The following is an 18484-nucleotide window of genomic DNA, read 5'->3' on the forward strand; positions in this document are numbered from 1 at the left end:
TCTCTCGTCAGGCGTCAGCGGTGCTACCAGAGCACGTCCTACTTTCAGTAGGAAGAGTCCGTGCAACCCGGGCCTGGCGCTCCACAGTCGGAAGGGTCCGGCATCCACACGGATGTCGGGCCCTTCCGCGTTTCCCGACCACCGGCCCCGGGCCCATGATTCGGCGCACGGGCGTTGAGCTGCTAATATTTTCGACATCGCGAGAGAGATGATCTCTCGTCAGGCGTCAGCGGTGCTACCAGAGCACGTCCTACTTTCAGTAGGAAGAGTCCGTGCAACCCGGGCCTGGCGCTCCACAGTCGGAAGGGCCCGGCATCCACACGGATGCCGGGCCCTTCCGCGTTTCCCGACCCGGGACAGGAGCAGCAAGTGCAGATCACGACCGACGACCTCTCCGGCCCCGAGATCGCCCGCTTCCTCGACGAACACCTCCAGCAGATGCGAGCCATCTCCCCACCGGAGAGCACCCACGCCCTCGACCTCGACGCCCTCCGCCGGCCCGGGATCACGTTCTGGTCGGTGCGGGACGACGGCGTCCTGGTCGGCTGCGGCGCTCTCAAGCAACTGGACGCAGACCACGCCGAACTGAAGTCGATGCGCACGGCGCCCCTGCGCAAGCGGAGCGGCGTCGCGTCCCTGCTGCTGGAGCACATCATCACCGAGGCCAGGCGCATGGGCTTCACCAAGCTGAGCCTGGAGACCGGCACGCCCGACTTCTTCCTGCCGGCCAGGAAGCTGTACGAGAAGTTCGGGTTCGTCCCCTGCGAGCCGTTCGCGGACTACCGGCCTGACCCGAACAGCGCGTTCATGACGCGAGCCCTCTGACCGACGGCGCCAGGCCGCCCGGCCGCGATTCGTCGCACGGGTGCTGAGCTGCTAATATTTTCGACATCGCGAGGGAGATGATTCCTCGTCAGGCGTCAGCGGTGCTACCAGAGCACGTCCTACTTTCAGTAGGAAGAGTCCGTGCAACCCGGGCCTGGCGCTCCACAGTCGGAAGGGTCCGGCATCCACACGGATGCCGGACCCTTCCGCGTTGCAGCCCCACCTTTCGACTGCGCTGATCCCATGAACGCACAATCAGGCAAAGGCCTGATCTCATCGTCGGCGAACTTCCTGAGCGGAAGCCGGTTTTCCGCCGCCGGGGGCCGGGGTAGGGCGGAGGCGTTCGCACCCTGACCGTTCCGGTGCTCATGAGGGAGCGAATCCGTGACGCTTTCCTTGTCGGAAGGACACCCTCATGCACAGGTCCCTTCGGAACGCCTTCGCGACCGTCCTCGTGACGGGTGCGCTCACCACCGCTGCCGCTCCGGCCGCCGTCGCCGCCGAACAGGCGCCGTCGGCGGCCGGGGTGCGGGCGGAGCTCCGCAACCCGAAGACCGTCAAGGTCGCCGACTACAACCAGGCCCGCGACACCCTGATCAACGCGGGCAGCAGGACGGCCGCCAAGTCCCACCCGGCACACGGCACCAAGGACGTCCCGGTCTCCCACGGCACCAGCCTGCTCGCGGAGGCCCGCGACGAGTTCCGCGCCGCCGACCGGAACCTGCCGGCGGGCCAGAAGAAGTCCGACATGTCGATCCCGCACTACAACGCCGTCCACAGCGCGGCCAGGACCATCGGCATCGACCGCTGGTGACGCCTTCCCGCCGAGGCGGACGGTCGGGCCCTCCCCCGACCCCCGGCGGAGGGCCGGACCGTTTCACTGCTTCGGGGGCAGGGGCTCCTCCCGCGGGGCGCTCGGGCTGCCGTCCGGAAGGACGTCGAAGACCGTGAGCTTCTTGCGCCCGGTGATGGTGATCCGGTCCGTCCCGGACCAGTCGATGCGGACCAAGTCGCCGTACTGGGTGTTCCAGATGCCCATGCTCCAGTGGCGGGCGGACCAACCGGTACCGGACACCAGCTCCACCCGGTAGATCGGATCGATCGAGAAGGCGACATCGGTCATGGTCAGCACCCGGTCCGGGCGGCCCGGGGAGGCCTCCCGGTCGGTCCGCCCCGGGAAGCCGGTGGTCGCCAACACCGTGAACACGGTCATCGGCGCGCCGAAGATCAGCGCCACCAGGCCGGCGGCGCAACCGATCTGCGACACCCGGGTACGGAACTCCAGCTCGATGATCAGCGAGGCCACGACCAGCACGACCGCCGCGCCGACCAGCAGCACCGGGTGGTTGAGCCACTGATCGACCACCACCAGCCCGCCCGGTCGGGACGCGTACCAACCCGCCAGGTACGCCGGCAGCGCCGCGAACGCCACCCCTCTGAGCCTCCACGCGATCTGCTTGCGACGTGCCGCTGACATCCCTCGCTCGCCCCCGGCGGTTCACCGATCTTCGGCACGGACCTTACGACAGCTCTAGCGGGGCCGGGGCATGGCCGAGGGGCCGCCCAGCGTCCCGTCCTCGTCCACGGTGAAGACCTCGATCTCCTCCCGCAAGGTCACCGTGATCCGGCCCGGGGCGGACCATTCGGCCTTGACGAAGCCGTCGCCCTCCTCCCAGGTGCCGAGGCCCCAGTGGCGGGCCGACCAGCCGCTGCCCGTCAGCAGCTCCACCCGGTAGACCGGATCGATCGAGAAGGCGATGTCGGTGACGCGCAGCACGTGGTCGGAGCGGTTCGGGTCGGGCCTGCGGTCGACCAGCCGGCCGTCGCCGCCGAAGATGTACGCCACGGCCCCGACCCCCGCCCCGATGACGAGGAGCGGTGACAGGACGGCCGCGCAGCCGATCTGCGCCCATCTGGTGCGGAACTCGAACTGGGCCACCACCGAGGCGACGGCCAGCGCGATCGCCGTCCCGAGCAGCAGCACCGGGTGGTTCAGCCAGCGCTCGACCTCGACCAGCCCGCCCTGGCGGGAGGAGAAGTAGCCCGGCAGGTAGACGAGGACGGACGCCAGCGCGATGCCCCTGAGCCACCAGACGACCTGCCTGCGGCGCGTCACCGTCATTTGCTCCCCCCGGAGTTGTCCTTTGCCGGGACTTTACTACGGGGATGCCGGACGGCCCGGACGACGGGTACTCCGTCGTCCGGGCCGCCGGGTCTACCGGCCGTACCCCCGTCACCGCCGGTAGAAGACGCTCCGCGACCAGAAGTAGCCGACCAGCGTCAGCACGGTGCACCAGGCCAGGGCGCTCCAGGCACTGGTGCCGATCCCGGTCCCCATCAACAGCCCGCGCAGGGTCTCGATCATGGGGGTGAAGGGCTGGTACTCGGCGAACCAGCGCAGTGCCGTCGGCATGGAGTCGGTCGGCACGATGGCGCTGCCGATGAAGGGCAGGAACTGCAGCGGCATCGGCATGTTGCTGGCGCTCTCGACCGTCTTGGCCACCAGGCCGATGCCGGCCGATATCCAGGTCAGGGCGATCGTGAGGAAGAGCAGCAGGCCCATCGCGGCCAGCCACTCCACCGGTCCGGCGTTCGGCCGGAAGCCCATCGCGAGGGCCGTGCCGATCACCAGCACCAGCCCGATCATGGTCTGGACGACACTGCCGACCACGTGCCCCGCCAGGAAGGCGGAGCGCGATATGGCCATCGTGCGGAAGCGGTTGACGATGCCCTCGGTCATGTCGGTGCAGATGCCGATCGCGGTGACCAGCGACCCGGAGGTGGCCGCCATCAGCACGATGCCGGGCGTCACGTAGTCGATGTAGTGTCCGCCGCCTATGCCGGCACCCAGGGTGCTGCCGTAGGCGTAGTTGAAGAGCAGCAGCATCATGACCGGCATCACCACGACCGCGAAGGTCAGGGACGGGTAGCGCAGCGCGTGCTTGAGGTTGCGGCGCAGCATGGTCAGCGAGTCGCTGAGCGCGTGGGCTGCCGTGCCCGTGGCCATGCTCATCGCACGCCCTCCCCGGTCAGTTGAAGGAACGCGTCGTCCAGGTCGGCCGTCTCCACGACCAACGACTCGGCCTGCACGGACGCGTTGTCGAGCACGTCCAGCACGGCCTTCACGGTGAGGACGGAGTTGTCCCCCGGGATCTCCAGCCGCAGCGCCTCGGTGTCGGCCGTGGCGTATTCGAACAGCGTGGCGGCGGTGGCCAGCGAGCCGGCGTCCGCGAACCGGAGCCGGATCCGCCCGCCGGGGGCGAACCGCTTCAGCTCCTCGGCCGTGCCCTCGGCGACGATCCGGCCGCCGTCCAGGACGGCGATCCGGTCGGCGAGCTGGTCGGCCTCCTCCAGGTACTGGGTGGTGAGGAAGACCGTCACCCCGTGGTCGGCGACCAGGCTCCGGATGATCTCCCACATGGTGCGCCGGCTGCGCGGGTCCAGCCCGGTGGTCGGCTCGTCCAGGAAGATCACCTTCGGGTCCCCGACCAGGGTCATCGCGAGGTCGAGCTTGCGCCGCATGCCACCGGAGAAGGTGGTGACGGCCTTGCGCGAGGCCTCGGTGAGATCGAAGCGCCGCAGCAGTTCCTCCGCCCGCCTCCGCCCCTCCCGACGGCGGAGGTGGTTGAGGTCGGCCATCAGCATCAGGTTCTCCTCGGCGGTGAGCAGGTTGTCCACCGCCGAGAACTGGCCCGTCACCCCGATCGCCTTCCGCACCGCGTCGGCCTCGCGTGCCACGTCGCGCCCGACCACCCGGGCCGAGCCGCCGTCCGCGGGGATCAGGGTGGAAAGGATCTGCACGATGGTGGTCTTGCCGGCGCCGTTGGGCCCGAGCAGGGCGAACACGCTGCCCGCCGGGATCTCCAGGTCGACGCCCCTGAGGACCGCCTTGTCCCCGTAGGACTTGGTGAGTCCGGTCGCCGAGATCGCCGGGACCGCGGAGTCGGCCGCCATCAGGCCCTCCGGACGACGACGTTGCCGACCTGGGTGCGGCCGCGGACCTCGACCGTCTCCATCGCGTCGCCCGGGCCCTGGGTGGGGCCGAGGTCGTTGCGGACGCCGCCGACCTTGCTGTGCACGTCGAGCCAGGCCGCGGTGCCCTCCGCGATGCCGACCTCGACGTCCCCCACGCTGGTCTGGAGGGTGACCTTGCCGCGGACCACCCGGCCGACCCGGATGTGGCCGTGCGCCGACTTGGCGTCCACGTTCCCCTCGGCGCAGCCGACGTGGATCCGGCCGTTGGAGGCGTTGGCGTGGAGTTCGCCGTGCACCTCGTCGACCTCGGTGTCGCCGTTGCTGTTCTTCACCGTCAGCCGGCCCCCGACGGATCCGATCTCGATCCGGCCGGCCCCCGTCACCTCGGCGTCCCCGGTCGTCGCGCCGAGCCGGACGTCCCCGAAGCCGCTGTCGAGCCGGGCGCTCTCGGCGCTCTCGACCTGGATCCGGCCGAGCGAGGTCTTCAGCCGGCAGGCACCGAGCGGGCCCTCGGTGACGAACTCGGCCATCGGCGACTCGCTGTGGACCTCGGAGCCGGCCGGCAGCTCGACCAGGACCTCGACCGCGCCCTTCTTGCCGCTGAAGACGCTGCGCTGCTTGGGGGCCTTGATGCCGAGCCGGCCACCGGAGAAGTCGACCTGGGTCTGCTCGGCGGCCTTGACGTCCGCCTCCTTGGCCGGATTGGCGGGCCGGACCTCGACCACCGTGTCGGTGCGCTTGCCCGCCTTGATCCAGACCGAGCCGATGTCGAACTCGAGGATGGCGGAGATCGGTCCGTCGGTCTCGTACGTAGGCATGGCTGTCCCGTCCTTTTGACTCGTGTGGGTGTTCCCGCTGGTCGGAGCGGGGGTGACGTCGAAGGTGCAGAAGGTGGTGCGGGAGGTGGTGCGAGAGGTCGTGCGGATGCTCGGGGTACTGCGGAGGCCTCAGTGGACCCAGCCGGTGAAGCCCTGGCCGCCGACGCTGCGCGCGACCCGGCTGCCCGGATCGGCCACCGGCCGGCGGGTCGGCTCGCCGCCCTCCAGGGCGCCGGCCAGGGCCCGGACCAGCCAGGCGTTGAGCGAGAGGCCGGCCTCGGCGGCGGCCTCCTCCGCCCTGGCCTTGAGGTGGGCGGGCAGGCGGAAGTTGATCCGGGCGGTGCCGGTCTCGTCCGGCTCCGGCGCCGCCGAAGGTGCCACCGGCGGCGCCACCGGTGGCGCGAGTGGCGCCATCGGTGCCGGCTGTGGCGCCGTATCGCCGTGGAAGGCGTCCGAGCCGGGCGGCGCCGTCACCACGAACTCGGGGTCGAGCCCGCGCAGGCGCACGTCCACCGAGCCGGGGGCGAGGTCACGGGTGACTTCGCCCATGGCGGCCGAGAGCGCATTGAGCAGGGTGAGCCGCACGGCCGACTCCAGCGGGAGCGTCAGCCGCTCGGCCAGCGCACGCGCTTCGTCCCCGCCGGTGGCGGCGGCCACCGCGAGCTCGTTCCGGAGGTTTTCCACGTACGGCGTGAGGTCCATGGCCGTAAGCATGGCACGGCCGTGGTGCCATGTCGAGCCATTTGTGGCACCACTTTGGCGCCACGGTCCGAACGGGGATGGCGCCGGTCGGCGCCGGAACGCGGAACCGCCCCGCCGACCGAGGTCGACGGGGCGGTTCACCAGGGGAAACGTGACAGCGGGAAACGCGGCGGCGGGAAATGCGACGGCGGGAAGGTCAGGCCTGCTGCCAGCCCGCCAGGTAGGCGTCGATCTCCCCGGTCAGCCGGGTCTTGCCCGCCCGGTCCAGGAAGGAGGCCTCGACGGCGTTGCGGGCCAGCCCCGCCACCCCGGCCTCGTCCAGGCCCAGCAGTCGCGCCGCCACCGCGTACTCGGTGTTGAGGTCGGTGCCGAACATCGGCGGGTCGTCGCTGTTGACCGTCACCAGCAGCCCGGCGTCGACCATCCGCTTGATCGGGTGGTCCTCGATCCGCTCCACGACCCGGGTGGCGATGTTGGAGGTCGGGCAGACCTCCAGCGGGATGCGGTGCTCGCCCAGGTAGTCGACCAGTGCCGGGTCCTTCACCGCCTGGGTGCCGTGCCCGATGCGCTCGGCGCCGAGCGCCCGGATCGCGTCCCAGACCGTCTCCGGCCCGGTGGCCTCGCCCGCGTGCGGGACGCTGCGCAGGCCGGCCGCCCGGGCCCGGTCGAAGTACGGCTTGAACTGCGGGCGCGGCACGCCGATCTCCGGGCCGCCCAGGCCGAAGCTGACCAGGCCGTCGGGGCCCAGCTCGGTGGCCAGCCGGGCGGTCTCCTCGGCGGACTGCAGCCCGGCCTCGCCCGGGATGTCGAAGCACCAGCGCAGCACCACGCCGAGCTCCTTCTCGGCGCGCAGCCGGGCGTCCTCGATCGCCTCCATGAAGGCGACCTCGGGGATGCCCCGGCGGACCGAGGAGTACGGGGTGATGGTCAGCTCGGCGTACCGGATGTTCTGCCGGGCCATGTCCTCGGCCACCCCGTAGGTGAGCGAGCGGACGTCCTCGGCGTCCCGGACCAGGTCCACCACGCTCAGGTAGACCTCGATGAAGTGCGCGAAGTCGGTGAAGGTGAAGTACTCGGCGAGCGCCGCCGGGTCGGCCGGCACCTTGGAGTTCCCGGCGTGCCGGGCGGCCAGTTCCGCGACGACGCGCGGCGAGGCCGAGCCGATGTGGTGGACGTGCAGTTCCGCCTTGGGCATCCCGGCGATGAACGCCTCGATGCTCCGCTCCACGGGCTCGATCCGACTGACACTGGGGCCGATCCGACTTCCGTCCGGCTGGACCACGGTGGTTCCCTTCTTCCTTCTACGCGCGTACCGAAGACAGTTGCTGGCAAGGATAGGCCGTGCCCGGGGTCACCCTCCGAGCGCCACCGCCAGGGTGTGGATCAGCAGCCCGGCCAGGGCGCCGACCACGGTGCCGTTGATCCGGATGAACTGCAGGTCGCGGCCGACGTTGGCCTCGATCTTGCGGGAGGCGTCGTCGGCGTCCCAGCCCGCCACCGTCTCGGAGATCAGCGAGGTGATCTCGGTGCGGTAGGTGTCGACCAGGTACTGGGCGGCGTCCTGGAGCCAGCCGTCCACCTTGGCCTGGAGCTTGGGGTCGGTGGCCAGGCGCTCGCCGAAGCGGCGCACGCCGTCGCGGATGCGCCGGCGCAGTTCGCTGTCCTCGTCCTCGGCCGCGCCCATCACCAGGGTGCGCACGGCCGCCCAGGTGGAGTTGATCAGGTCCTGCACCTCGGCGCGGGCCAGCAGCTCGCCCTTGGCCCGCTCGACCCGGGCGATGGTCTCCGGGTCGGTCTGCAGCTCGGTCGCGAAGTCGGCGAGGAAGTTGTCGATCGCGCCGCGGGCGGGGTGGTCCGGATCGTCCCGGATGTCGGTGACGAAGCGCAGCAGCTCCTTGTAGACCCGCTCGCCGACCTGGTGGTCGATGAACCGGGGCGTCCAGCCCGGGGTCTTCTGGGTGACCTTCTGGACCACCTCCTCGTGGTTGGTGGTCAGCCAGCCGTGCGCCCGGACGGCGACCAGGTCCACCACCCCGTGGTGCCCGCCGTCCGCGACCACCTTGCCGAGCATCCGGCCCATCGGCTCGGCCACCGAGGTGGCCGCGGCCCGCCTGGTCACCGCCTCGGCGACCACCGCCCGCACGTCGTCGTCGCGGAGCACCGCGAGCAGGCCGCGCAGCGCCGCCGAGGCCTCCTTGGTGACCCGCTCGGCACTGCCCGGCGCGGCCAGCCACTCCCCCAGCCGGCGACCGATGCCGAGTGCCGCCAGGCGGCCGCGGACCACGTGGCCGGAGAGGAAGTTCTCGCCGACGAAGTCGCCGAGCGAGCGGCCGAAGGCGTCCTTCTTGGTCGGGATGATCGCGGTGTGCGGGATCGGCAGGCCGAACGGCCGGCGGAACAGCGCGGTCACCGCGAACCAGTCGGCCAGCGCGCCGACCATGCCCGCCTCGGCGGCGGCCGCCACGTACCCCGCCCAGGGGCCGGCGCCGGCCGCCTTGGCCCAGGTGGCCAGGGCGAAGACCAGGGTCGCGAAGGCCAGCAGGCCGGTCGCGATGGTCTTCATCCGGCGGACGCCACGTCTCTTCTGCTCGTCGGCCGCGGTGAACCGGACCCCGGGGCCGGTCCCGCTGAAGGCATCGTCACTCACCCCGCCAGTCTGCCCGTTGCCCGGCGCGGACGGGGGCGCGCCTCGCGATCACACGCCCCCGCCAGGCGTGACGCACCGAACAGCCCGGGCCTCACACGCCGAACAGCCCGGGCATGACGCCCCGAACCGGCCAGGCGTGACGCACCGAACAGCCCGGACCTCACACGCCGAACAGCCCGGGCCTCACGCCCCGCCCAGCACCATCCGCCGCACCTCCGCGCCCGCCCAGCGCTTCGGGTCCGTGCACCGCCGCCCGTCCAGCAGCACCCGCACCCCCGGCAGGTCCGCCGGCGTCAGGTCCCGGTACTCCGGATGGTCGGCCTGCAGCACCGCCGCCACCACCGGCTCCCCGCCGTACGGCGGCAGCCCGAGCGCCGCCAACTCCTCCGCCTCGTACAGCGGGTCGCTGACGTACGGCCGCGCACCCGCCGACCGCACCGCCTCGACCAGCGGGAACACCCCGGAGTACGCCGTCTCCTTGACCCCGCCCCGGTACGACGCGCCGAGCACCAGCACGCCCTGCCCGGCGATCCCGCCCGGCACCGCCCCCGCCAGCACGCCCACCGCGTACCCCGGAACCGCCAGGTTGGCCTCGCGCGCCGCCCGGACCACCGTCGCGCCCGGGTCGTTCCACAGGTAGAGCCGCGGGTACACCGGGATGCAGTGCCCGCCGACCGCGATGCCCGGCCGGTGCAGGTGGCTGTACGGCTGCGAGTTGCAGGCGTCGGCGATCTCCGCGAAGTCCACCCCGACCTCGTCCGCGTACCGGGCGAACTGGTTGGCCAGCGCGATGTTGACGTCCCGGTACGTGGTCTCGGCGAGCTTGCTGAACTCGGCCGCCTCCGCCGAGGCCAGTTCCCAGACGCCGTTGGGCCGGGGCAGGTCCGGGCGCGGGTCGAAGTCCAGCACCGCCCGGTAGAACTCGGCGCCGCGCCGGGTGGAGGACGCGTCCAGGCCGCCGACCAGCTTCGGGTAGCGCCGCAGGTCGGCGAAGACCCGTCCGGTGCGCACCCGCTCCGGGCTGAACACCAGCGCGAAGTCCCTCCCGGCAGCGAGCCCCGACCGGGACGTCAGCCGGGGCGCCCAGCGCTCCCGGGTGGTGCCGACCGGCAGGGTGGTCTCGTAGCTGACCAGGGTGCCCCGGCGCAGCCCGGCCGCGACGGCGTCGGTGGCCGCGTCGAGCAGGGCGAAGTCCGGGCTGCCGTCGGCGGCGGTGACCAGCGGGACGACCAGTACGACGGCCTCGGCCCGGGCCACCGCGGCCGTGGTGTCGGCGGTGGCCCGCAGCAGGCCCTCGGCGACGACCCGCTTGAGCGCCTGGTCCAGGCCCGCCTCCCGGGGGAACGGCGGCACGCCCCGGTTGACGCTCTCCACCACGCCGGGGGCGGTGTCCGCACCGGTCACCCGGTGGCCCTTCAGCGCGAACTGCACCGCCAGCGGCAGGCCCAGCTTGCCCAGGCCGACCACGCAGACGTCCAGGCTCATCCCCGTCCTCCGTTCACCGAGTCGGCCAGCCGGCGCCACGCCGGGTGGCGCCGCAGCCGGCGCCGCAGCTGTTCCGGGACGAGCCCGCGCCACAGCTGCCGGGCGAGGTCGAGCCGCGGGGCGGCCTTCCCTACCGCCTCCGAGGCCGCTTCCGGGGCCGCCTTCCCGGCGGCCGCCCCGGTCGCCTCCTCCGGCAGCAGGAACAGCTCGTCCGGCAGGCCGAGCCGGGCGTCCCGGAACGCCGGGAAGCCCGCGTACCGCCGCCCGCCGTCCACCACCGCGGGTGGATCGCCGTGCGCCGCCTCGTAGCGGATGTGGTCGCGCAGCGCCTCCGGCCGTACCGCGCAGGCGAGTTCGAGCCGCACCCGCTCGGCGGGCGGCAGCCGGTGGTACACCTCGCGGGCGCCGAACCGCTCGACCAGCCGCGCGGCCTCGACGCACACCCGCTCCTGAACGTCCTCGGCCAGCAGCAGGAAGCCCTCCTGCAGCAGGCGCGGCACGTCCCAGCCGAAGCTGCGGGCCCGGATGGCGTCCAACTCCTCTCCGGGCTCGGCCAGTTCCGCCGCCACCTGCTGCAGCGCGGCGATCCCGCGCAGCCGGTCCAGCACCCCGGCCCGCTCGGTGACGTTGCCCCGGTCCTCGCGCAGCACCAGGAAGTAGCAGTCGTAGGAGGCGAGGACGGACACCCGGGCCGCCCGCAGGCAGGCCTCCAGGGTGAACGGCTGGTCCGAGAAGACCTTCAACCGCTCGTCGCGGCGCAGCCCGTGGCGCCGGAGGAGGTCGAGCCGGAACAGCTTGGTGTCGGCCAGCGCCCAGGCCAGCGCGGAGTCGGTGAAGTCCACGGACTCGGCGTCGGCGTGGAAGATCCCCTGCGGGACCAGCCGCCCGTTCACCCCGATCTGCTTGGGCACCACCACGTCCGAGCCCCAGGCGTCGGCGGCCGTGACCAGTCGCTCCAGCGCCTCCTCGCCGAGCCGGTCGTCCGCGCCGAGGAACAGCACGTAGCGGCCGCGGGCCAGCTCCAGGGCGCGGTTGGTCGGTCCCGCCGGGCCGCCCGAGTTGGGCTGGTGCAGCACCGTGAACAGCCCTGGGTGGCGGGCGGCGTACTCGTCCAGCAGCTCCCCGCCGCCGTCCGTGGAGCCGTCGTCCACGGCCACCACCTCCAGCCGCCCCGGCGCCAGGGACTGCCCGACCAGCGAGTCCAGGCAGGCGGTGAGGTACGGCATGGTGTTGTAGACCGCGACCACCACGGTCACGTCGGGTACGGCCATCGGGGAGCGGGCCTCCGGTTCCGGCATCGGCGAGTGATGCCGGGTCAACTCACGGTGGAGGCCAGGGGTCACGATGATCACCCGCACCGGCGACGGGGAACCGAACGCGCGCCCAGCCATGGCACTGGCGTGCGACGGCCGGGCGGCGGCCGGAGCTCCCCCGGCCGCCCCGCGTCCGTCCCGTCAGCCGATCGAGACCTCCGCGTACATCCGGGCGATCACGTCCTCGATGGCCGGTTCGCGCACCGACAGGTCCACCAGGGGGTAGCGCGCGGCGACCGCCGCCACGATCGGCGCGGCGCTCTCCTGGGCCGGGAAGGCCAGCCACTGGCGCGGCCCCTCGACCCTGGTGACCCGGGCCCCGGGCACCTCGACCGGGTGCGCGAGTTCCTGCGCGAGGTCCACCACCAGCGTCCGCTCGCTGCGGCCGGTGGCGTGCAGGCCCTCCAGTCCGCCGTCGTAGACCACCCGGCCGTGGTCGATCACCATCACCCGGCCGCAGAGCTGCTCGATGTCGGTCAGGTCGTGGGTGGTGAGCAGCACGGTGGTGCCCCGGTCCCGGTTGACCTCGCGCAGGAACTCCCGCACCCGGCCCTTGCTGACCACGTCCAGGCCGATGGTCGGCTCGTCCAGGTAGAGCACCTGGGGGTCGTGCAGCAGCGCCGCGGCGAGGTCGCCGCGCATCCGCTGGCCGAGCGAGAGCTGGCGCACCGGGGTGTCCAGCAGTCCGCCGAGGTCGAGCAGTTCGACGCAGCGGCCGAGGTTCTCGCGGTACCGGGCGTCGGGGATGCGGTAGATCCGGCGGGCGAGTTCGAAGGAGTCGCGCAGGGGCAGGTCCCACCAGAGGGTGGTGCGCTGGCCGAAGACGACGCCGATCCGGCGGGCCAGTGCGACGCGTTCGCGCGCCGGGTCGACGCCGGCCACCCGCAGCCGTCCGGAGCTGGGGACGAGGATGCCGGTGAGCATCTTGATGGTGGTGGACTTGCCGGCCCCGTTGGGCCCGATGTAGCCGACGCACTCGCCGGCCTCGACGGTGAAGCCGAGCCCGTCCACCGCCCGGACCTCGCGTTTGGCCCGGCTGAACCGGCCCGTGCGGGTGCGTACGGTGAAGGTGCGGTGGACGTCGTGGAGTTCGATCAGTGCCATGGGAGCTCCTTCGGAATGGGAAGGGTTCGGCGGGAGGGTTCGTGGGAGGGGTTCAGCTGCCGGTGCCGCGGTAGGCGCGCAGCCCGGCCCGCCAGGCGAGCCCGGCGGCGAGGACGCAGAGCGCGGCGACGACCGGCGAGGCGAACTGGAAGGCGGTGGGCAGGCCGAGCGGGTCGGGCCGGTCGAGGATGCGCAGCGCGGGAAGCCAGTTGACGAAGGCCAGCGGAACGCCGAAGACCGCCCCGGCGACCAGCTCCTTGGCGAAGATCGTCGGCGGGTAGTGCAGCAGCGTCGCGCCGCCGTAGGTGAAGGAGTTCTGGATCTCCTTGGACTCGCCCCACCAGAACTGGACGGTGGCGCCGCCGATGTAGATCGCGCCGAAGATGACGGTGCCGCAGAGCAGCAGGGCGGGCACCAGCAGCACCCGGTCCCAGGTCCAGTGGACGTCCAGGGCGGCCAGCGACCAGACCAGCACCGCGACGGCCTGGAGCGGGCGGCCGAGCCGGCGCAGCGTGAAGCGTTCGGCGCACAGCTGGGAGAGCGCGGGCGCGGGCCGGATCAGCATGGTGTCCAGCGAGCCGCTGCGGATCCGCGCGCCGAGCCCGTCGGCCGAGCCGACCAGCAGGTTGGCGACGCCGAGCGAGAAGGTGGCGGTGGCGTACAGGAAGGCGATCTCCGGCAGGCTCCAGCCGCCGAGCCGGTCGGTGTGCAGGAACATGATCACCAGCACCGCGAAGTCGAGGGAGTGGGTGACCAGGCTCGCCGCCAGGTTGAGCGCGAAGGAGGCCCGGTAGGCCATCATCGAGCGCATCCACATCCGGGCGCAGAGCCACCAGGAGCGCAGCGCCCAGGCGGTGCGGGCGGCGAGGGGCTCCCGGCGGAGCCCGACGAGCTGCTCAGCCACCCTGCACCACCACCTTGCGGGTGGCCAGCCACTGGGCGCCCCGCCCGGCGGCGAGCAGCACCACCGCCCAGCCGAGCTGGAAGCCGAGCGCCCCGAACAGGGCGGTGCCGCCGGTCCGTTCCAGGAAGACGTCGGTGGGGACGTTCACCAGCGCCGACCAGGGCAGCGCCCGGCCGAGGTCGCCGAGCAGGCCGGGGAACAGCGCGACCGGCAGCAGCATCCCGGAGAAGAACATCGAGACCACCAGCATCACCGAGCGCACGCCCTCCGAGTCGTGCAGCCAGAAGCCGGTGATCGAGACCAGGAAGCGCAGCCCGAAGCTGACCACGACCGCCAGCAGTACCGAGAGCAGGAAGAACGCCCAGGTCAGTGGGTGTTCGGGCAGTCGGATGCGGAACACCAGCGCGCCGATCAGTATCGGCACGGTGCCGCGCACCAGCGCCTGGAAGCCGGCCCGGCCGAGGTCGGAGGCCAGCCACCAGGCCTGGAAGTCGACCGGGCGGTAGAGGTCGACGGCGATGTCGCCGCTGCGGAAGCGGTCCTGGAGGTCGTCCTGGAAGCCGCCGCCCCAGACCGCGACGGTGACCAGCAGGCTCTGGCTGACCCAGATGTAGGTGACGGCCTGGCTCTGGTCGTAGCCGCCGAGGCCGGGGCGGGCCTGCCAGAGGGCGAGGAAGGTGGAGGCCAGGATGATGCCGAAGACGGTGTTGGTGAAGGTGCCGGCCACGGTGGCGGCCCGGTAGGTGGAGTAGCGGCGGAAGGCGCCGCGGGCAACGGCGGCGTAGAGCATATTGTCTCCTTGTCGACAAATATGGGCAGAGGGAGATTGCCCTCGACATCCGCGCACGCCCCAGCGGCTCCGACCGGCCGTACCCGGGGGTGCCGGGCCTGGCGGGCGGAGCTGCGGAAGTGGGTGCGCTATGTGGTTTGCACCTTTCACCGTACCTCCGGCCCGCACCACCCGCACCCGGTTTTCCCCGCCTGATCCGACGTCAAATAGCAGATAATCTCGGCATGACCTTGAGCACCCGCCGCCAGGCCAAACGGGCCGCCCGCCGCGAGGCCCGCCGCGCCCTCCCGCTCTGGCGCCGGCTCCTGCCCACCTGGCGGGTCACCCTCGGCACCCTCACCCTGCTGTTCCTGCTCGCCGCCGGCGGCTTCGCCGTGCTCTACGTCATCGTCCCGGTGCCCGACCCCAACGCCCACGCCGTCGCCCAGAACAACATCTACCTCTACGCCGACGGCACCACCGAGATCGCCCGCACCGGCGCCGTCAACCGCACCGACGTCACCATCGACCAGATCCCGCTCCCGACCCAGCAGGCCGTCGTCTCCGCCGAGGACCGCACCTTCTACCAGAACCGCGGGATCGACCTGAAGGGCATGCTCCGGGCCGGCTGGAACACCCTGCTCGGCAAGGGCATGCAGGGCGGCTCCACCATCACCCAGCAGTACGTCAAGAACTACTACCTCACCCAGGACCGCACCATCGAGCGCAAGGGCCGCGAACTGCTCATCGCCCTCAAGGTCGACCAGCAGCGCGACAAGCGCGAGATCCTCGCCGGCTACCTCAACAGCAGCTACTTCGGCCGCGGCGCCTACGGCATCCAGAGCGCCGCCCACGCCTACTACGGCGTCGACGTCTCCGCGCTCACCCCCGCCCAGGGCGCCTACCTCGCCTCCCTGCTCCAGGCCCCCAGCCTCTACGACGTCAAGACCGCCACCCCCGCCAACCGCGAGAAGGCCGTCGCCCGCTGGAACTACACCCTCGACGGCATGGTCCAGCTCGGCTTCCTCACCCCCGCCGACCGCGCCGCCACCACCTTCCCCGACCCGATCGACCCCCAGCCCGCCACCGGCCTCGCCGGCCAGGCCGGCTACCTGGTCGGCGTCGCCGACGACTACCTCGTCTCCTCCGGCACCCTCGACGCCGCCACCCTCAAGGCCGGCGGCTGGCGCATCACCACCACCTTCGACAAGCCCCGGCAGGACGCCTTCGTCAAGGCCGTCCAGGACCGGCTCACCGGCGAACTCGACCCCCGGGCCCGCCCCGCCACCGACACCGACGTCCGGGTCGCCGGCGCCTCCGTCGAACCCGCCACCGGCCGGGTCGTCGCCGTCTACGGCGGCCCCGACTACGCCAAGCAGCCCTACAACGACGCGCTGCGCCAGGACAACCAGATCGGCTCCACCTTCAAACCGATCGACCTCGCCGCCGGCCTGCTCGCCCAGCACACCCTCGACGGCGTCCCGATCACCACCGAATCCCGCTACGACGGCAGCAGCGAACGCCCCGTCACCGGCGGCCCCACCCCCTACGCGCCGCCCAACGAGGACGACGTCGACTACGGCAGCATCACCCTGCGCTACGCCATGGTGAAGTCCGTCAACTCCGTGTACGCGCAGGAGGGCGTCGACGCCGGACTCGCCCGCGTCCGGGAGACCGCCGTCAAACTCGGCATCCCCGACAGCGTCCGCGGCATGGACCCGGCCAACACCTCGATGACGCTCGGCACCGCCACCCCCAGCGCCCTCGACCTGGCCGGCGTCTACGCCACCCTCGCCGACCACGGCCGGGCCCGCACCCCCTGGTCCGTCGTCAAACTCGAACGCGTCAACCCCGGCGGCGCCGTCGACGTCCCCAAGATGCCCGAACACGACCCCACCGACGCCCTCGACCGGGAGACCGCCGACTCCGTCACCGACGTGCTGCGCGACGTCGTCAGCCCGCGCGGCACCGGCGCCGCCGCCCTCGACCTGAACCGCCCCGCCGCCGGCAAGACCGGCACCACCGACTCCAACCTCTCCGCCTGGTTCGCCGGCTACACCCCCGAACTCGCCACCACCGTCGGCCTGTTCCGGGAGAACCCGAAGACCCACGCCAAGGAGCCGCTGGCCGGCACCGCCGGACTCACCCGGATCAACGGCGGCACCTTCCCCACCCGGATCTGGACCGCCTACATGGCCGCCGCCCTCGACGGCACCCCCACCCAGGACTTCGACCTCAGGACCGGACACGGCACCCCCGCCGCCACCCCCTGGCCCACCGCCCCCGCCGGCACCACCCCCAGCGCCACCACCCCGACCACCGCCCCCGCCGCCGGCGGCGAACCCGCCAACACCGGCCCGGCCCCCGGCACACCGCCCGGCCACGAGCCCAGCACCCCCGCCGCCACCGGCCGACCCGCTCCCGGCCCGATCACCCCCAGCCCGCAGGCACCCAAGCCCACGACGGAACCGGAACAGCCCAGCCCCACCCCCAGGCCCAGCCAGGTCCAGCCGACCCGCCCCACCGCCCCGCCCAGCGCCACCGGCGGCCCCGCCAGCCACCCGGCGGCCCCGCCCACGCCCTGAAGCCTTGTCCCCGGACTTCCGGAACAGGCTTCAGGACGCGCCCCGGGCCACCAGTTCGCGCTCCAGCGGGGTGCGGAACCGCGGCGTCACCCGCACCTCCCCCAGCCAGCCCGCCAGCCGCTCGGCCTGTGCCGCGACGGCCCGCTCCGCCGCCGCCCCGACGTCCCGGAACAGCCGCCACACCACCTCGCCGTCCGGGCGCTGCGCCCAGCCGCCCACCACCTCGCCGCACCACCACACCGTCGGCCCGGCGTTGCCCGCCCGGTCGAACAGCGCCGGCACGTCCTCCGGCCGCAGGTACCAGTCCCGCCCGCGCCAGCCCATCACCGCCGGGTCCAGCGCGGGCAGCAGCGCCGCCCACGGCTCCGGCTCCGCCACCGGCGCCTCGTCCCCCGGCAGCGCCAGCGCCGGCGCCCCGCCGGCCAACGCCACGTCCAGCGCCCCGAGATCGGCCAGCGCCCGGCGGACGTCCCCCAGCGTCCAGCCCGTCCACCACTTCACGTCCTCGACCGTCGCCGGTCCGTACGCCGCCAGCCAGCGCCGCACCACCTCGGCCTTCGCCTCCCGCACCGGCACCTCCGGCCACTGCGGCACCGGCGCCCACGGGTAGCTGCTGCTCAGCCACGAACCGCGCGGGCGTGAGCGGCGCACGTGCCCGTCGGAGGCCAGCAGCCGCAGCAGGCGGCTGCCCACGCTCTGCTTCGCCTCGTACGCCTTGCCCGCCGACATCAGCATCGTCTCGCGCAACTGCGGTACGTCCTCGGAGAGTTCCCTGGTCGTCGCCTCGCCGCGGACGGCCAGCGCGGCCAGCACCTCGCGCTCCGTCTCCGCCAGCCGGGCCTCGTCCCAGCCCTCGGCGAAGTCCCGCAGGTGCTTCAGCAGCGTCGCCCGCTCCTTCGCCGCGATCGCCCGCGCCGCCGCCGAACTCACGTACGGGGCGAGGCCCTCCGTCACCGCGAAGATCGTCCGCCGCATCGACAGCAGCTTCACCAGCGAGACGTCCTCGTACAGCGCCCGGTCCACCTCCGCCGCCGAGGGCTCCGCCAGTCGCGCGCAGGCCGACAGGTACACCGTGGCCGCGTCCGTCGCGTGCAGCCCGACCACCGCGTCGGCCACGTCCTCCACCCGCGCCGCCCGCAGCGACGGCACCAGCAACTGCCGCCGCCCCAGCCTGGCCCGACGCTCCGCATCCCCGATCACCGGCACACCCATGCCGGGACCCTAGCGCGTGTCCGCCGCGCGGCCCCGACGACGCCCGGGCGGCCCGGGCGGCCCGGCCCGCCGCCCGTGCCGGAAGCGGGGGGGGCAGGACCAGGCTTGGAGACAGAAAAGAGAAGGGAAAAAGGGAGAAATCACA

17 protein-coding genes are annotated in these 18484 nt (G+C 72.7%); 3 read left to right on the forward strand and 14 right to left on the reverse strand.

The window, feature by feature from the left end:
* The first annotated feature begins 369 nt into the window (after positions 1–369).
* Together ACFVGO_RS26475 and ACFVGO_RS26480 are read left to right on the forward strand one after the other, a co-directional pair.
* Entirely contained in the window at positions 370–825 is a 456-nt protein-coding gene (locus ACFVGO_RS26475; RefSeq protein ID WP_380634423.1) for a GNAT family N-acetyltransferase, read from the forward strand.
* Positions 826–1240: 415 nt separating this feature from the next.
* On the forward strand, positions 1241–1639 hold the full coding sequence (locus ACFVGO_RS26480) for a hypothetical protein (protein WP_380634425.1): 399 nt from the start codon (positions 1241–1243) through the stop codon (positions 1637–1639).
* A gap of 63 nt (positions 1640–1702) precedes the next feature.
* Here ACFVGO_RS26480 and ACFVGO_RS26485 read toward each other — a convergent pair whose 3' ends face one another.
* From ACFVGO_RS26485 to ACFVGO_RS26545, 13 genes are all read right to left on the reverse strand, one after another.
* Positions 1703–2257, reverse strand: coding sequence for a hypothetical protein (locus tag ACFVGO_RS26485; RefSeq protein WP_380634427.1), 555 nt, complete (start codon positions 2255–2257; stop codon positions 1703–1705).
* 99 nt (positions 2258–2356) lie between these two features.
* Positions 2357–2941: a hypothetical protein gene (locus ACFVGO_RS26490; protein ID WP_380634429.1), complete on the reverse strand. Its 585-nt coding sequence runs from the start codon at positions 2939–2941 to the stop codon at positions 2357–2359.
* Between the two features lie 117 nt (positions 2942–3058).
* Positions 3059–3838 carry an ABC transporter permease gene (locus tag ACFVGO_RS26495; protein WP_380356825.1) on the reverse strand — a complete coding sequence of 260 codons (780 nt, stop codon included), beginning with the start codon at positions 3836–3838 and terminating at the stop codon, positions 3059–3061.
* Complete coding sequence (locus tag ACFVGO_RS26500) at positions 3835–4779, reverse strand: ATP-binding cassette domain-containing protein (RefSeq protein ID WP_359914304.1); 945 nt, start codon at positions 4777–4779, stop codon at positions 3835–3837. Before ACFVGO_RS26500 ends, ACFVGO_RS26495 begins: the two co-directional genes overlap by 4 nt.
* Complete coding sequence (locus tag ACFVGO_RS26505) at positions 4779–5618, reverse strand: DUF4097 family beta strand repeat-containing protein (RefSeq protein WP_359914301.1); 840 nt, start codon at positions 5616–5618, stop codon at positions 4779–4781. The genes ACFVGO_RS26500 and ACFVGO_RS26505 overlap by 1 nt, the downstream gene beginning before the upstream one ends.
* Positions 5619–5747: 129 nt before the next feature.
* Positions 5748–6320 (reverse strand): toxin-antitoxin system HicB family antitoxin, encoded by a 573-nt coding sequence (locus ACFVGO_RS26510; protein ID WP_380356828.1) that lies wholly within the window; start codon positions 6318–6320, stop codon positions 5748–5750.
* A gap of 196 nt (positions 6321–6516) precedes the next feature.
* Positions 6517–7548: an adenosine deaminase gene (locus ACFVGO_RS26515; RefSeq protein ID WP_380634432.1), complete on the reverse strand. Its 1032-nt coding sequence runs from the start codon at positions 7546–7548 to the stop codon at positions 6517–6519.
* Between the two features lie 123 nt (positions 7549–7671).
* Entirely contained in the window at positions 7672–8967 is a 1296-nt protein-coding gene (locus ACFVGO_RS26520; RefSeq protein WP_359914293.1) for a DUF445 family protein, read from the reverse strand.
* A 183-nt stretch (positions 8968–9150) separates the two neighbouring features.
* Complete coding sequence (locus tag ACFVGO_RS26525) at positions 9151–10446, reverse strand: nucleotide sugar dehydrogenase (protein ID WP_359914321.1); 1296 nt, start codon at positions 10444–10446, stop codon at positions 9151–9153.
* Positions 10447–10448: 2 nt separating this feature from the next.
* A complete protein-coding gene (locus tag ACFVGO_RS26530) occupies positions 10449–11750 on the reverse strand; it encodes a glycosyltransferase family 2 protein (RefSeq protein WP_380634434.1) in 1302 nt (433 codons plus the stop codon).
* 156 nt (positions 11751–11906) lie between these two features.
* Positions 11907–12869, reverse strand: coding sequence for an ATP-binding cassette domain-containing protein (locus tag ACFVGO_RS26535; protein WP_380634436.1), 963 nt, complete (start codon positions 12867–12869; stop codon positions 11907–11909).
* A 52-nt stretch (positions 12870–12921) separates the two neighbouring features.
* Positions 12922–13773 (reverse strand): ABC-2 family transporter protein, encoded by an 852-nt coding sequence (locus ACFVGO_RS26540; RefSeq protein ID WP_359914284.1) that lies wholly within the window; start codon positions 13771–13773, stop codon positions 12922–12924.
* Complete coding sequence (locus ACFVGO_RS26545) at positions 13766–14563, reverse strand: ABC transporter permease (RefSeq protein ID WP_380356834.1); 798 nt, start codon at positions 14561–14563, stop codon at positions 13766–13768. The genes ACFVGO_RS26540 and ACFVGO_RS26545 overlap by 8 nt, the downstream gene beginning before the upstream one ends.
* Before the next feature lie 224 nt (positions 14564–14787).
* On the opposite strand from ACFVGO_RS26545, the gene ACFVGO_RS26550 reads away from it, so the two are divergent.
* Positions 14788–17127, forward strand: coding sequence for a transglycosylase domain-containing protein (locus tag ACFVGO_RS26550; protein ID WP_380356837.1), 2340 nt, complete (start codon positions 14788–14790; stop codon positions 17125–17127).
* Positions 17128–17157: 30 nt separating this feature from the next.
* Here ACFVGO_RS26550 and ACFVGO_RS26555 read toward each other — a convergent pair whose 3' ends face one another.
* The gene (locus ACFVGO_RS26555; RefSeq protein ID WP_359914276.1) at positions 17158–18339 is read right to left on the reverse strand and encodes a winged helix DNA-binding domain-containing protein; all 1182 of its coding nucleotides are present in this window, start codon (positions 18337–18339) and stop codon (positions 17158–17160) included.
* Between the last annotated feature and the right edge of the window lie 145 nt (positions 18340–18484).

The sequence above is a fragment of the Kitasatospora sp. NPDC057738 genome, from assembly GCF_042798815.1.
GTDB lineage: Bacteria > Actinomycetota > Actinomycetes > Streptomycetales > Streptomycetaceae > Kitasatospora > Kitasatospora lactacystinica.

Excerpts from the sequence above, each read along its gene's own strand:
- ACFVGO_RS26480 (WP_380634425.1), top strand. The coding sequence starts at position 1,241 with ATGCACAGGTCCCTTCGGAACGCCTTCGCGACCGTCCTCGTGACGGGT.
- ACFVGO_RS26495 (WP_380356825.1), bottom strand. The coding sequence starts at position 3,838 with ATGAGCATGGCCACGGGCACGGCAGCCCACGCGCTCAGCGACTCGCTG.
- ACFVGO_RS26500 (WP_359914304.1), bottom strand. The coding sequence starts at position 4,779 with ATGGCGGCCGACTCCGCGGTCCCGGCGATCTCGGCGACCGGACTCACC.
- ACFVGO_RS26505 (WP_359914301.1), bottom strand. The coding sequence starts at position 5,618 with ATGCCTACGTACGAGACCGACGGACCGATCTCCGCCATCCTCGAGTTC.
- ACFVGO_RS26510 (WP_380356828.1), bottom strand. The coding sequence starts at position 6,320 with ATGGACCTCACGCCGTACGTGGAAAACCTCCGGAACGAGCTCGCGGTG.
- ACFVGO_RS26530 (WP_380634434.1), bottom strand. The coding sequence starts at position 11,750 with ATGCCGGAACCGGAGGCCCGCTCCCCGATGGCCGTACCCGACGTGACC.
- ACFVGO_RS26535 (WP_380634436.1), bottom strand. The coding sequence starts at position 12,869 with ATGGCACTGATCGAACTCCACGACGTCCACCGCACCTTCACCGTACGC.
- ACFVGO_RS26545 (WP_380356834.1), bottom strand. The coding sequence starts at position 14,563 with ATGCTCTACGCCGCCGTTGCCCGCGGCGCCTTCCGCCGCTACTCCACC.
- ACFVGO_RS26550 (WP_380356837.1), top strand. The coding sequence starts at position 14,788 with ATGACCTTGAGCACCCGCCGCCAGGCCAAACGGGCCGCCCGCCGCGAG.
- ACFVGO_RS26555 (WP_359914276.1), bottom strand. The coding sequence starts at position 18,339 with ATGGGTGTGCCGGTGATCGGGGATGCGGAGCGTCGGGCCAGGCTGGGG.